14 protein-coding genes are annotated in these 14,117 nt (G+C 36.6%); 2 read left to right on the forward strand and 12 right to left on the reverse strand.

The features are described 5' to 3' along the window. Positions 1-2: 2 nt before the first annotated feature. The 3 genes from BXY41_RS17325 to BXY41_RS17335 form a co-directional block, all read right to left on the reverse strand. Positions 3-1,637, reverse strand: a complete 1,635-nt coding sequence (locus tag BXY41_RS17325) for an O-antigen ligase family protein (protein ID WP_104438119.1) — start codon at positions 1,635-1,637, stop codon at positions 3-5. A gap of 161 nt (positions 1,638-1,798) precedes the next feature. Continuing rightward, positions 1,799-3,043, reverse strand: a complete 1,245-nt coding sequence (locus tag BXY41_RS17330; protein ID WP_104438120.1) for a flavodoxin family protein — start codon at positions 3,041-3,043, stop codon at positions 1,799-1,801. Continuing rightward, positions 3,043-3,597: a PadR family transcriptional regulator gene (locus tag BXY41_RS17335; protein WP_104438121.1), complete on the reverse strand. Its 555-nt coding sequence runs from the start codon at positions 3,595-3,597 to the stop codon at positions 3,043-3,045. The genes BXY41_RS17330 and BXY41_RS17335 overlap by 1 nt, the downstream gene beginning before the upstream one ends. 168 nt (positions 3,598-3,765) lie before the next feature. Between BXY41_RS17335 and BXY41_RS17340 the strand changes: the two genes are divergently transcribed. Then, on the forward strand, positions 3,766-4,176 hold the full coding sequence (locus BXY41_RS17340) for a MerR family transcriptional regulator (protein ID WP_104438122.1): 411 nt from the start codon (positions 3,766-3,768) through the stop codon (positions 4,174-4,176). 79 nt (positions 4,177-4,255) lie between these two features. On the opposite strand, the gene BXY41_RS17345 is transcribed toward BXY41_RS17340, so the two are convergent. Further along, positions 4,256-4,999, reverse strand: a complete 744-nt coding sequence (locus tag BXY41_RS17345) for an SDR family oxidoreductase (protein ID WP_104438123.1) — start codon at positions 4,997-4,999, stop codon at positions 4,256-4,258. Between the two features lie 247 nt (positions 5,000-5,246). Between BXY41_RS17345 and BXY41_RS17350 the strand changes: the two genes are divergently transcribed. Further along, entirely contained in the window at positions 5,247-5,909 is a 663-nt protein-coding gene (locus BXY41_RS17350) for a helix-turn-helix domain-containing protein (RefSeq protein ID WP_104438124.1), read from the forward strand. Between the two features lie 41 nt (positions 5,910-5,950). Here the strand turns inward: BXY41_RS17350 and BXY41_RS17355 are convergent, their stop codons facing one another. The 8 genes from BXY41_RS17355 to BXY41_RS17390 form a co-directional block, all read right to left on the reverse strand. Next, positions 5,951-6,997 (reverse strand): lysylphosphatidylglycerol synthase transmembrane domain-containing protein, encoded by a 1,047-nt coding sequence (locus BXY41_RS17355; protein WP_104438125.1) that lies wholly within the window; start codon positions 6,995-6,997, stop codon positions 5,951-5,953. A gap of 56 nt (positions 6,998-7,053) precedes the next feature. After that, on the reverse strand, positions 7,054-7,674 hold the full coding sequence (locus BXY41_RS17360; protein WP_104438126.1) for a LysE family translocator: 621 nt from the start codon (positions 7,672-7,674) through the stop codon (positions 7,054-7,056). 12 nt (positions 7,675-7,686) lie between these two features. Further along, the gene (locus tag BXY41_RS17365) at positions 7,687-8,127 is read right to left on the reverse strand and encodes an Lrp/AsnC family transcriptional regulator (protein WP_104438127.1); all 441 of its coding nucleotides are present in this window, start codon (positions 8,125-8,127) and stop codon (positions 7,687-7,689) included. A gap of 228 nt (positions 8,128-8,355) precedes the next feature. Beyond that, positions 8,356-9,801: a glycoside hydrolase family 1 protein gene (locus tag BXY41_RS17370; RefSeq protein WP_104438128.1), complete on the reverse strand. Its 1,446-nt coding sequence runs from the start codon at positions 9,799-9,801 to the stop codon at positions 8,356-8,358. A 15-nt stretch (positions 9,802-9,816) separates the two neighbouring features. Further along, positions 9,817-11,205 carry a PTS transporter subunit EIIC gene (locus tag BXY41_RS17375; RefSeq protein WP_104438129.1) on the reverse strand — a complete coding sequence of 463 codons (1,389 nt, stop codon included), beginning with the start codon at positions 11,203-11,205 and terminating at the stop codon, positions 9,817-9,819. Between the two features lie 338 nt (positions 11,206-11,543). Next, positions 11,544-12,245: an ABC transporter permease gene (locus BXY41_RS17380; RefSeq protein WP_104438130.1), complete on the reverse strand. Its 702-nt coding sequence runs from the start codon at positions 12,243-12,245 to the stop codon at positions 11,544-11,546. Next, positions 12,233-13,159, reverse strand: a complete 927-nt coding sequence (locus BXY41_RS17385; RefSeq protein ID WP_104438131.1) for an ABC transporter ATP-binding protein — start codon at positions 13,157-13,159, stop codon at positions 12,233-12,235. Before BXY41_RS17385 ends, BXY41_RS17380 begins: the two co-directional genes overlap by 13 nt. A gap of 84 nt (positions 13,160-13,243) precedes the next feature. Then, positions 13,244-14,113 carry a sensor histidine kinase gene (locus tag BXY41_RS17390; protein WP_104438132.1) on the reverse strand — a complete coding sequence of 290 codons (870 nt, stop codon included), beginning with the start codon at positions 14,111-14,113 and terminating at the stop codon, positions 13,244-13,246. Between the last annotated feature and the right edge of the window lie 4 nt (positions 14,114-14,117).

A 14,117-nucleotide genomic window follows, 5' to 3' on the forward strand; every position in this document is an offset into this window, starting at 1 on the left:
CACTATGATACTGCTCTGACAGGCAAATCTACATTCCTCTGATTACAAGCTGCCATTCCGATACTAAGCAACAGCCACATAATGGGAGATGTAATCGGCACACTAATATTAACCACAGCCTGCGTGATATAACAAATTATGGCAAAGCAGCAGCCTATTATATAAGGTCTTGTTTCTACACTTTTCCACATACGGGTGACTGCAGAACCCAAAAAAGCAACATAAGCAATTAAACCTATGGGGCCAATGGTAATAAAATACTGCAAATATTCATTATGGGCATTTTCAAAACGCTCTGGCATCTCTGCCCCAATTTTGCTAACGGTAAGTATTCCAAATGTGTCGGCCCCATGCCCGAATAATTTATGCATTGGCTTAAAATCTTTATATAATTCAAAGGATTTTCTCCATATATAGCCCCGGTTGGTTCCCCAGCTGTCATTAAACACCAGATACTTCCCTAATGCACCATACCTTTCTGCATTGCCTCCCACGTTTGCATCAAACATCAGAAATCCGACCAGCAACACGGAAAACGTCAAAAAGCCAGCCCAGCCATATACCAGCACCGAACCAACTGGGTCAGCCCAACTCTTACTGTTTTTACCCAGTAAACATACCACAATATAAGCAAGCCACAGGCCTGCCACTACATAGATCAGGCCATTAAAATTAGTCAATATCTTAAATAAACCCTCCAGACCTATCACCGTATCCGCATAGGCCTGGTTAATAAAGTCAATGCATTGTATCACAGTGCCGAATGTAGCAATCATCAGCAAATATCGCCTGATCCCGATTTTACTTTTAAATAACATCAGAGGCAGGAATCCAAATAAAGCGGCCAATGCCAGATAAGCATTGTCACTGCTTCCCATGATAATTGCAAAAAAGCAAATTACCATACACAGATAACACCAGATTGCTCTTATCTTACTCTTTGTGATGGTAAACCATGCAGCTGCAACACCCAGAATCATAGCAATATATGCTGTATAAAAGTTAATATTTCCAATCGTGGAAGTAAATATATCCCAATGCTCGGGCGCAATAATATAACGGAAATTTAGAATATCCATTCTGAAATAATCGGTGATTCCCACATAGCATACCCCCATTCCACTGATCAGGAACATATCCAGAATCCATTCCTTCGCTCTCCAAAACCGGCTGATCACGAAATATGATGCTACGTATAGTGTCAATAAAAACAGACCGGAATACCGTCCTTCATTCCCCCAGAACGACTCATAAAAATAATCTGATTGCAACGTTGAAATAACAAGTATAATCCAGAACATAATAACCCATATGTCGGCCACGCAAAATGTTTTCCTCCAATTCTTCGGCAGCAGTCTGGAAAAAAACAATTTTGTACGCTCACCTCCATTCTTTGAACTGTCAATTACCAGCATAATAATAGAAAGAACCAGACAAAGCGCTAACATGACTACTACGCAACCCCAATAAAACTGGTATTTAAACACCAGGATGTCTATATACGAGTTATTAATTATAAGTGGAAAAACCAATATTAATAAGATTATAAAAAAGCTGATTACTGCATTTATAATAGATGCATAAGCCTTAGAGAAAGTATCACTATTCTTTTCTGTTTTTTCGTAGTTTGATCTCATATTAAATCCCCCATTTTAAGATTGCTACTGTTACGCACATTATTAATGCTAAATACCATTACCTGATTCAGCATAAATATATCCATTACAGTATATTGGGGGATTATAAAAAAGATCAAGTGGTTCTTTCTTAATATTTATGTAGATTGTTTGAAGACTTTTTATTCTATATACGGTTTCGCAAATCTTTTTTCATAAGCACCATTCTTTTTGAGATTTAAGTCCCAATAAAAATTTGTCAATCCGGTTAACGATAATATAGAATACAAAATTTGTGTACTTTTAGACATGTATTCCGATTTTTCGTATTCTTTTTTCAAGCTTAAATCCATAATTCCTTTGCTGGCATACGTTCTCCCTATTTGCTCCATCTGATCAAATAACCTTTTATTGGCTTTTTCAGGTTTCATCCGAATGCCTTCCATGCCGCCTTTTATAATTGTTCCATCGAAGGATACTCCCAGCCTTTTTGTAATTAACTCAAGATAAGGTCTCAAATAATACGACTGACTGGTCTCAGGAAATCCGGACTGAACGAAAAATGCCATATGTACTTCTTTGTTGTGAATTGGATTCAGCAGTTCAAAAAATTTCATTACCGAACCCGGCATAGCATGAACATAGAGCGGAAAAACAAATAAATTATTTTCAGCAGAGCTAAAATTCTCTGCCCACATTTTATGTTCTTTTGTATTGATCAGATTCCTAACCACGATATTTTCAGCTCCTTGTTCTCTCATTCCCATCATTATTTTTTCTATGATCAACTTACTGTTCGAATGATTCCCTCTTGGAGAGCCGTTATAAATCACCCATTTACCGGTTGGCTTTCTTTCAGTAATTTCCTTTGACAGAATCTCTTCCATTGGCTTTGCTGTTTCTACATCAGCTGTTTTTATTCTGTTGCTTTCATATATAAATTCTTTACAGGGGCTTTGAAAATGGTATGCCATCCGGGCAAGATAATTATTGATGACGATTACTTCCTCTTTACTTAATCCGTCTTTTTCATAATAGAAGTTAATAATTGGATATTTATCATACCTTTTTAAGTGTCCGCATTCACCATTTCTTAACTTGATATAGGGTAAATAATGTTGTATTAATCGGTCCAGAAATGTTTTTCCTTTGCCATCAATAAAACCATTCTCCGTATGAAAAAGAAGGACCACTTCATCACTGTTTATATAGTCTTTATATAATTTATCAGCTCCATCGTTCAAAGCACATGTTCCGGGAGTCCTCCACCAGCAGCTCCAGCAACCAATACAATCCATTATTTCGGTATCCTTTGAATCATGGACAACTATCTCTGCTTCACTTTTTGTTTCCATAAAATATTTCTTAATTTCCTGAGCCAGTAATTCCTTATTCTTACATATGCCCAAATCAAATACAGATACCATTATGACTCCTCCTCAATCCTTTTGAAATAATCTTCAAACCACTTTGTAACAAAATCAGAATACGCCAGGCCAAACTCCAGAGCATCATCTTCATATTTAGACGGTTTATGGTTTTCTATCGTTAGCCCCATTCCTTCAAGTCGTATTTTTCCCTCATCCCTTATATTTATCAAATCTCTACGCATATTCTTAAAGTTATTTATATGAATCTTTATGGATTCCAACCGTTCCTCTTTGGTTAACTCATGAAAGAAGAACATTTTCAATAATTGTGTGGACTTATACTTTTCAGAACCCCAATCCTGCCTCATTAACATGCTAAATCGTTCTCTTCCGGAATCTGTAATAGTATATAACTTTTTTGTCCTGTTATTTTTGACTTCTTCCTTGGAAGTTATATATCCATTCTTCTCAAGCTTCACTAAGGCCGGATGGATTGCTCCCTGACTTGTACTTGCAAAATATTCGGTGCTTCTTTCCATTCCCTTTTTTATGTCGTATAAGGTGAGAGGATGATAATTAGTTAAAAATCCTAATATGATCAGTTCTATCATGCAACTACTCCTTTGTTGGATTAAGTTAAATATGTATATGTCGTTTAGACATATTTGAACAGTACTCTTATTTCTGTATTTTGTCAAGTTATTTTATTCATTATTATGCTATAATTATTTTAGCGCTTTTGAGTAAAACAAATTCATTTTTTATTATCTGGAGGGAACATGTATACGGTAAAAGAAGTAGCAGAAAAATTACATCTTACAGAACATACGGTTCGTTTCTATACGGACAGGGGATTAGTACCCAGCTTACAGCGTGACAAAAATAATATTCGCCTTTTTGATGAGGATTCCATCGATTGGCTGATTTGTGTCAAATGCCTAAAAGAATGTGGGATGTCAATAGAAAGTATTAAAAACTATATTGATCTTTGTCAACAAGGAGATTCTACAATTCCTTCCCGCTATGAAATTATTCTGGAACAGAGCAAACATGCCTATGCACAATTAGAAGAGGCCAGACAACGAGCTCAATACATGGAAAGAAAGGTGAATCATTACTTAAATATTATAAATCATCAGATCCCAGATGATACAAATCCTGAAAATTGGGATAAAAACCGGTGTGAATAAAAGTTATAAAATAATGAATCAGATAGTCTCTTCCGTTTATAATAATGAACGACTATCTGATTCTTATATAGATTCAGTTTTACAGACTTTGAGCTGTTGGACGGACTATCATTTCATTAATATCAACATTAGCCGGCTGTTTAATGGCAAACAATATTGTATTAGCAATGTCATTGGCTTCCAGCGGTGTCCATTCCTTATTGCCTAATTTCTCCAGTGCAGGGTAAACTGAAGCATCCGTAATGGTATTGCTTAGTTCAGTTGCTACCGACCCGGGGCAAATAAGGGTAGTCCTGATCTTTTGATCCGGAGTGATCTCGGCTCTCATTCCTTCCGTCAAGACACGTATTGCAGACTTGGTTGCACTGTAAACGGAGCTGGAAGGAAAAATTACGTGTGACGCAATAGAACCGAAATTAATGATATGACCCTCATTCCGTTCTTCCATGTGCTTATATACAGCCGCCATTCCATAAAGAACACCTTTCATATTTACATCAATCATCTGCTCCCATTCATTGACTTTCAGATTTCGGAAGAAGGAAAGCGGCATAACTCCCGCATTATTTATCATAATATCGATTTGACCATAGACTTTAATCGTTTCATTTGCCAGGGCTTCCATATCTGGGTATGAAGTAACGTCTGTAACTTTGTAACTGGCATCTCCCCCTTCGCTTGTAATTTCATTACATAATTGCAGCAATCTCTTTTCACGCCGGGCTGCCATCATAACTTTTATTCCATTTTGGGCAAGAAGTCTTGCCGTAGCTGCCCCCATTCCGCTGCTTGCACCTGTAATAATGGCTACTTTTTCAGACATATGTGTTCTCCTTTATAATTGTATTTTTTCTTTATCAAATGAGCATTTGTCATTTGATATTTTTAAAATACTCCCTTCGAGTAACACGAAGTCAAGCAAATAAAATATTATTCTCATAATTGTGCAGTCTATTAACTGTGGTTACAGCATTGTCACGATAAGTGACAGTTAGGTCACGATGTGTGTATGGACTAAACCGGTCCTTTGTTGTATGCTTTTGTAAAACGTTTAGGAAAGAGGATATTATATGACATTAGGAGAAAAAATCAAACGTCTGAGAACGGAAAAGGGAATTACACAGGAATCACTGGCAGAAAAAGTTAATGTGTCTCGTTCTGCTATTGCTAAGTGGGAAACAAATAGTGGTGTTCCAGAAATAAGTAATCTTATAATGATATCAAGAATTTTCGATATTAGTGTTGACCAACTGATGGATGATACAAGAGCGATTGGTAAAACAGATGTTAAGACTGAAATAAAATCAGATTGTTCCGAGTACGCAGGTAACTTTTATGATATCGAACTAAACGGGTGGAATGATGGGGTTGAAGATGTTCTTATTATTAATGAAGATAAAGATTTTTTATTCTACCAAAAGCCATTAAAAAGGGAGTACGTGTTCGGACTGATTGGGAAAAAATATATTACATCGTTAAAAGCTTCGAAGCCATCTGATATTGCACAAAAAGATATTAAGATAATAGATAAAAATTATTTTTGCAGGAAACATGTATTCGTTGAATTAGCTGTAAAAGAAGGTTTCATAAAAGGATTTTTTGATTTTCGCAATGATGATTATCAAGATGTTGTCATCCAGTCTTTTACTGATTCAAGTGTTCTATTAAAGTTTGGAGAAGAAATAGATATTAACACGATCTCTAAAATAGAGGAATTGGAGGTAATGGCCTGACGAGACTATTTCTCCATTTCCGCATGCCAGCATTGATACAACTAATCAAGACGCCTTTGTTCTTTCATAATTCTATGATGTGCAAAAGCATATACAACATAGCTGATTAATAGAGGAAAATAAAAATTAATAATTCTGCTTAAAATCATTGCAGAAGGGAGCTGATCCCCCTGATAAAACTGACCAAACACATTTAAATATGCTTTTTCCGCAATTCCCACTGAACCTGGAAGGGGAACTGCGGCAACTGCAATATTGATAAACGACTGACCTGCCATCAGATCAAAGCAATCATTCTTCCTGTAACCGAAACTTAAGTATACCAGAAACGATACAAAACAGTATGCAATCCATTGAAATACTGTGACTACAAATACCTTTAAAAACAAATCCGGGTTTTTTACAATCAATCTGGACTTTTCACGGTAAGAAATTATTAAAAGATCAAACTTTTCTTTTATCTCCTCTGGTTTTTTAAACAGATGGAGTTTTTTGCCAAGTTTTAAAACAAGATCAATGAGAAAAGGGATAACAATTCTGGAAAACATCAATGCTGATAAAACAGCCGTCAGGGAAAGCATGACACCTGTACCTGCAAGTAACAGCCAGCTAAACCAGCGTGCAGACTTAGCTAATATATCATATCTCAGCAGCGCAAACACTCCTCCCATTAAGACAATTACAATCTGGCTGATAAAAACCATTAAAAATATTGTAATTGCAGAGATATCAACATAGATTTTATCTTTATTCATGTAATACATCTGGGCCGGCTGCCCTCCGCATGCTCCAGGAGTTATTGCGCTAAAATAATTTCCAATATATGAATAATCAATGCAATTTTTATAGGAAACCTCCTGTTTTAATCGATGCATAATCATATAGAAATTCGTAGCCTGACACCCTGCATAATAAAACATCAATGCAATTCCGGTAATAAGATATAAAAAATGTACACTTCCAGCCACTTTCACTAATTCTTCAATGGAATACTCTTTTAAAAGAACGGAAATAGTGACAACCATTAAAGAGGTCATAACCAAGATGCTTCTTATCTGGTTTTTTTTACTGATTATTTTATCCCGCATAATTAATTCCTCATGTTGAAGTTGATACTTTTTATTATTACCAGAGGCGGCTAATCCTATGTTAAATGTCTTAAATAGATTAATAACGGCTTTATTCCAAAAAATACCACAACAATACCAACCCCCACATTCATAACTTGCATGATAATCTGGGGTAAAAATCCGCCTAATGCACTTCCCACAAATGCAACAGCTGTTAAGAAAATTACGGTAGCCATAATGCAACCAGATGCAAAGAAAAAAAGTTGTTTTTTATTCCACTGGTTTTCTACCATTTGTGTGGAAAACATTCCGCTCCAAAAAACAATGGTCAATGGATTGGAGGCCGTAAGCAGCAATCCCTGAACAAAGAGATTTTTACCTGATACGTTGGAAAACAGTGGAATATGAGGCATAAAAGACAGATTAAATACACCTGCTATTGTGTTTGCGCCAAATAAAACCAGCACCAGACATCCAATCACTTTTATAACTTCATTTATTTTTCCCTTCTTGATAATTGCAGCAACACCAACACAGGATAACGCAATATATAACGTATCAACTAGGGCAATTGCAAGAACAAGGTGCAAGCCGTAAATAACCCCGTATGTTGTAGAAGTGTGAAACACCATTAAACAGATTGGTCCGACGGCTAATTGCAATAACATACCAAATCTAAGTCCTTTTAGAATCAAATCGTTACCTCTTTAAAAATTTATTTCTTCTTTCAGAGTCATAAGTGAAATAATCGTGTTGGAGCCCGAAACACCTTTTATTTTCTTAAGTATCTTTGATAAAAATTCTTCCAGTTCCTGTGTATCTTCAACAATAACTTTCAACAAATAATCATAATTGCCCGCAACATGATGGCATTCTAAAACACAATTATATTGCACAATGGTATTTCTGAAGCGATCAATATTCTCTGTTTCATCTATGTTAACAAAGATGAACGCTAAAAGACGTTTTTCTATTTTGTCTCTGTTTATTTTAATCGTATATTGCTGAATCACCTCTGCCTGTTCCAGTTTTCTAATTCGTTCGGCCACTGCAGGAATCGACAGATTCACTTTTCTGCTGATTTCAGAGGCAGAGGCCCTTCCGTTTTCTTTAAGCTCATTAAGTATGGCAAAATCAATTCCATCCATTATCATTCCTCCATTAATTAATCTTATCATTATCTTTATTATTAGTAAATAAATGTTGTAAATACAATAAAATATTAAGTTTAAATCTAAAATACTTAAAATTATAAAATAACACATTTACATTTTATACTCTCACTTACAAATCTGCAATTACACTTTTAATAAAAAAAAAGCGACCACTATGATTGTGATCGCTCTTCGTAAGAAACCGGAAGTTTATTTGAAAGCTTATAAAAGATCTTCTCCATTGGATGCAATTACTTTTTTATACCAGTAAAAAGAATCTTTCCGCAATCGTTCAAGACTTCCATTGCCCTCGTTATCTTTGTCAACATAGATAAAACCATATCTTTTCTTCATTTCTCCAGTTGAAATACTAACTAAATCAATACAGCCCCAGGGAGTGAATCCGATTAAGTCAACGCCGTCCCTGATTGCCTCTTCCATCTGTCTGATGTGTTCTCTGAGATAATCGATTCGATAGGAATCATGAATGGTGTTGTCTTCTTCTAATACATCAACTGCACCCAGTCCGTTTTCAACTACCATCATGGGAATCTGATAGCGGCCATATAAATCATTAAGGAGGTAACGGAGACCCTGTGGGTCAATCTGCCAGCCCCAGTCGCTTGCTTTTAAGTAGGGGTTTTTTACCCCCATGATGACGTTTCCTGATGTTTTCTTAGCTTCTTCATCTGCTGTTGTACAAGTACTCATATAATAACTAAAGCTATAAAAATCAACAGTTCCCTGTTTTAATACTTCCAGATCATTGTCTTTTATTTCAATTGAAATTCCCATTTCCTCAAAAATACGATTTGTGTAATATGGGTATTCGCCTCTTACCTGCACATCACCGCAGAAGTAGTTCATTCTCATTTCCTTCTGGGCTAATACAACATCGTCCGGATTGCAGGTATAGGGATAAATTGCTCCTCCTGCAACCATACAGCCGATTTTAAATGCAGGATTAATTTCATGGCCAAGAATAACTGCCTTAGCACTGGCAACAAACTGATGATGAGTTGCCTGGAATCTTTTTTGTTTCTGTTCTCTTGTAGGAACAGCTGAAAAATCCTGTAATGGGCCATCTTCGCTTTTAATTCCCCCTGACAGAATATCACCGACTCCCATCATCATACAGTTTATTTCGTTAAAAGTAAGCCAGTACGTAACCAGATCCTTATATTCTTTAAATACTGTCTCGCAAAAATTCAGGTAAAAATCAATACAGTCACGGCTTAGCCAGCCACCATATCTGTCCATTAAGTAATATGGTATTTCGTAATGAGAAATTGTTACCAATGGCTCTATTCCATATTTTTTGCATTCTTTAAAAACATCTCTGTAGAAATCCAGACCTTTTTGGTTTGGTTCTGCTTCATCACCTTTTGGAAAGATTCTGGTCCAATTAAGAGATAATCGAAATACCCGAAAGCCCATTTCGGCAAATAATGCGATGTCTTCTTTATATCTATGATAAAAATCAATTGCTTCGTGAGAAGGATAATTGTTTTCGCTCTTAATTTCATTGGTGAAATAACGTGGTGTGCTTACAGTCCCTGCTGTAATATGGTCGCAAACGCTATCCCCTTTCCCATCTTCCAGCCAGCCTCCCTCAAACTGGTTAGCTGCCGTGGCTCCACCCCACAAAAAATTCTTTGGAAAACTCATCGTGATTCCTCCTAATTATTGATATATACTCTCGCCTTTATAAATAACAAGAGTAGTTACAAAAGTTACAATGATACCCAGAATAATACTAATCACCATAAATATAAAGTTAGAGCTATTTGGTCCCACAAAACCAGTGATACCAAGAATTCCTGCACTTCCGCCTAAACTGTACATGTATACCTTCATTAAACCTGCAAAAGCTGCTGAACAAAAATTACCAAACATAGAAGCATATAATGGCTTCTTCAATTTCATATTAATACCAAACATCGCCGGTTCTGTTACACCGCCAAAAATTGCAGTGATTGCACTGGATCCTGCGGTTGATTTTGTTGCTTTATCTTTACATTTAAATGCGACTGCAGCAGCAGCGGCCCCCTGATTAATATTCGATAAAACATTTGCGGTGGCAACAATTGGTTCATAACCAAAGGTAACTAATGAATTGAACATATATGGAAATAATGCACCATGCATACCTGTAAGAATTAATAGCGGATAAATGGTTGCCAATACTGCCACTCCAAAGAAACCGGTTGTTTTATACAGCCACATAATTGCTATTGCTAGATAATTTCCAAGGAAAGCACCAGCGGGGCCTATCAATCCTAAGGTTAATGGGAGCATAACTAATATGGTTCCAAGAGGTACGACAATTGCCTTTATAGATTCTGGTGCTATTTTTTTGAAAAACCGTTCCACATGGGACATCACATAGACTGCCATAATAATGGGGAAAATGGTGCTGGTATAGCTTGCTGCGTATACAGGAATTCCAAAAATGCTCATAGGCACAGAACCTGCTACATTTGCCACCATAGTAGGATGGATCATAATTGCTCCAAGCAGCATACCAAGTCCCATATTTGCTTTGAATTTATTAGCAGATGTTGCACCTAAAAATATGGGAAGGAAATAAAAACCTGCATCTGATGCAAAAGTAAGTACTGCATGAGTTGGCATATCCGCAGTTAATAATCCAGTCAGCTCACCTAAGATAATAACAACTTTCAGCATACCTGCACCAATGATGGCAGGAAGCAGAGGAATTAAACTGCCTGTAATTCCATCGATTATTGCAGCAAAGCTGATTTTTTTCTTTTTCCCTTTATCTAAATTTTCATCAATGGCGTTTTCCATCTGAAGGCCAGCTTTTGCAGCGACAATGCTGTAAACCTCACCAACCGATTGTCCAATAATAATCTGTAATTGCTCATTGGACCACTGTGCCCCGACAACCCCCTGAAGCTTTTGTATTTCAGACAGATTTATAATGCTTTTATCTTTTAATTGAAATCTAAGACGTGTCATACAATGACCCAAATAGCTGATGTTGTCCTTTCCACCAACTAACTCTAACACCTTTATAGCCAGTTCATCATATTTTTCTTTTTTTGACATATCCGTTCTCCTTTTTTTATTTCAGAAATTGTTGTGCTTAAAACCAATCATTCATATTGCAAGATAATGAGTAAAACAAACTCCGAGGAAATAAAAAAACCGAGGGAACGCACAATATTAGTGCGCTTACCCTCGGTTATGCCTCCATTACGAGTGACAATCCTTAGATTAATCCATTATTTTATTAATACGGATGTTCCTGTTACTATCTTGTGATTAGTATAGGGGAAAAGAGTTGTTATGTCAATGTAATATATTTCATAAAATTACAAACACTTCTTTGTACAATATATACAATTCTCAGAAGCAATTTTCACCGTTGTAAAACTAAACTTCATTTACATCACATCTTCTTTTTCAACGTTATGCACTGTAAGAAATCCGCAAATCAGGGAAATACCAAATAAAAATACTGGAAGAATCATATTTGTCCTTAAAGTCAGGTCTCCAATGTTTCCATTCATAACTGAAAACAACAAAAATGAAGTAATAATAACTGCTCTCGATGACATCATCAATTTCCCTATATATAAAGGAATGAACGCAAGAGTCACAGTAAGTACCGTCTTTAAAATGATCTGTAAGTAGAAATTCGCACTTAGCATATCATAGCCCAGCGGTAAGCCGGTCCCGACCTCAGAGGATAAGACCAGAAGCAGGTAAATAAACAGTTTACCAAGAAAAAGAGCCACCGCACAGAAAATCCATACTGCCAACATCTGAGATAGTATTATTTTCTTTCTGGAGATGGGATAGCAAAACATCAGACTCTGAGTTTTATTGTTATATGCCTTGATGATGAAGGAAGACAACATGGAAGAGGTAAAAACTAAAAACACCAGATTGGTAAGCAATTCAATTTGCTCTTTCATATTAGCAACCTCAGGTGCAGATTCCGATATTCCTAATTCAGCATCAATGGGAACATAATAACACATTGCAAAGAAAAGAATTCCAAGGACTACAAATACAACTGCCTGTTTCATTATATATTTTTTTGTATGATACTTTTTCCATTCCAGTCTGATTAATTTCCACATTCGCTCTCACCTCCTGTGACTTTCAGGAAATACTCTTCCAGAGATTCTGTCTGGGAGTGAAATCCCTGAATTTCAATCTGATTTTCCGTTAACGCCTTCATAATCTCCCGTGATGTAGCTTCTTTTGTATAAACCCGGATCAGATTGTTATTTAAAACTTTGAAATTGGAAATATTAAGGCACTCTGTAAAAACGTAGGTGGCCCTGGTTATCTCCGATGTTTTGATTTCCAGATATTCAAGTCCCTTATCCGTAAGCTCTTTCATAGAAATTTCTTTTACCAGTCTGCCTTTATGAATGATTCCTATGGTATGTGCAAGGCTTTCGATTTCAGAGAGCAGGTGACTTGAAATAAGAATGGTCATCTCATACTCTTTACACAGCATTCGGAACAGATCCCGGAACTGTTTCATACCTGCCGGATCCAGGCCATTTGTTGGTTCATCTAATACCAGAAATTCCGGCTTTGTGAGTACAGCTCTTGCTATACCCAGCCGCTGCTTCATTCCCAGTGAAAATTCCTTTACCTTTTTTCCTCTGTTATCTGACAAAGACAGCAGAGACATTGCTTTTTCTACACTGTCAGGACTGTAATACCCCATGTATTCACAGTGAAGCTTTAAATTCTCTTCCGCCGTCAGTTCATTGTAAAACACTGGAAACTCAATCATGCTGCCCATACGTTTTAAAAACGAATAGGAATCAGGGAGTAATTTCTCACCAAATAAAACAATATCTCCTGAAGTTGGTTTCCATTGATTGGTGATCATCTTCATCACCGTAGTTTTTCCCGCACCGTTGGGGCCAAGAAAGCCATAAATTTCTCCTTTGGCAATATGCATGTTCAAGTCGGATACAATGGTCTCTGTGCCGATTTGTTTGGTTAAGTGATTGGTTGTTAAAATCGTCTGCATTTTGTCACTTCCTTTCATACTCATAATTCTAGCAAGTGATTTCTTCAAAACTCTTGAATAAATCTTACAAATTTCTTTCTTGAATTAATAATCCAGCAACTGGAGTTTTAAAGTAAATACGGTTTCCTCATCAGGAATACTCTTTAATGTCAGGGTACCATTGATTTTTTCTGCCAGACTTTTTGCTATGGTAAGGCCTAATCCATTGCCCTGGATCTCCCGGTTCCGGGAATCTTCTAACGTATAGAGACGGTCAAATACCCTGGGGATTTCCGTGGAAGCAATTCCCTTTCCATGATCAACCACATCCACAAACACAACGTTGTCTTTACTGCGAAGGGTCAGTCCCAGGTAATGCCCTGCATCCCCATAGCGGATTGCATTGCTGATCAGATTATTAAGAATGCGTGCTAACGCTTCCCGGTCTGCATAAACAAAAACAGGAGACTCAGGAATTTGGAGGTTCACATTAAATTCTTTCTCTGTTAAGATATTATAAAAATCAACAATGATCTCTCTGCAGAATTCATTTAAATCTATCTTGGACATTGTCAGCATTGTATCACCGGCTTCCAGCTTTGCCAGTGTGAAAAACTGATCAATCTGCTCTTTTAATTCATTGGCTTTATGAGACACCTTTTTTATCATACTCTTTTCAGGTGTTTCCTGCATTAATAACATTTCCAGATAACCGATGATAACAGTCAATGGTGTCTTCAGATCATGTGAAATATTAGAAAGCATCCGTTTGATATTCAGTTCTGATCTGCGATAACCGGCATTTGCATTCTGCCTGTCTTCCAGGATACGGTTAATCTGTTCCAATAGATGTTGGATTTCCTTATCTTCTGTAAATAACATCACTTTTTCATTGGTATCCTCATCTAAAATACGTTCCAGCTCATCACTGACCGTCTGAATTTGTTTTAACGTCCTTCTATTTAACAGCGACATGGTT

The sequence above is a fragment of the Lacrimispora xylanisolvens genome (genome assembly GCF_002934545.1).
Lineage (GTDB): Bacteria > Bacillota > Clostridia > Lachnospirales > Lachnospiraceae > Lacrimispora > Lacrimispora xylanisolvens.